Raw genomic sequence first — 372 nt, 5'->3', positions numbered from 1 at the left:
GACTTGATCATTCGCTTGGTTACCGGCATTGTCACTGACTTCGGCGGTGATAGTGTATTGCCCTTCAGCTAAAGGCGCAGCGAGCGATACACTCCAAGTGCCATCATCTTGCACCGTCGCCTGAACCGTCTGGGTATTACCGCTGGCATCGACCACGGTAATAGCCACCGTTGCTCCAACCTCAGAACTACTGCCAGTAATGATTGGAGTCGTGTCATTGCCTATACCCGGGTTGTCGATGGTCAAATCCGGTGCGCTGGCATCAATACTGCCCTGCGCTGACGCTTGGGTGTTGTTCCCTGCTTCATCAGTCACTGATGCAAGTACAGTATAATCCCCTTCAGCTAACGGCTGGGAGGCTTCTACCTGCCA

1 protein-coding gene is annotated in these 372 nt (G+C 53.5%); it reads right to left on the bottom strand.

The genetic code is table 11. From position 1 onward, the window contains the following. Nucleotides 1–372: Ig-like domain-containing protein (locus EXT46_RS18705; RefSeq protein ID WP_205988258.1), on the bottom strand; the 372-nt coding region annotated here is incomplete at both ends.

Source organism: Pseudoalteromonas sp. CO325X (genome assembly GCF_004208955.1).
Lineage (GTDB): Bacteria > Pseudomonadota > Gammaproteobacteria > Enterobacterales > Alteromonadaceae > Pseudoalteromonas > Pseudoalteromonas ruthenica.
Note: the sequence above shows the minus strand (reverse complement) of the source record. Positions and strands in the feature narration are given on the sequence as shown.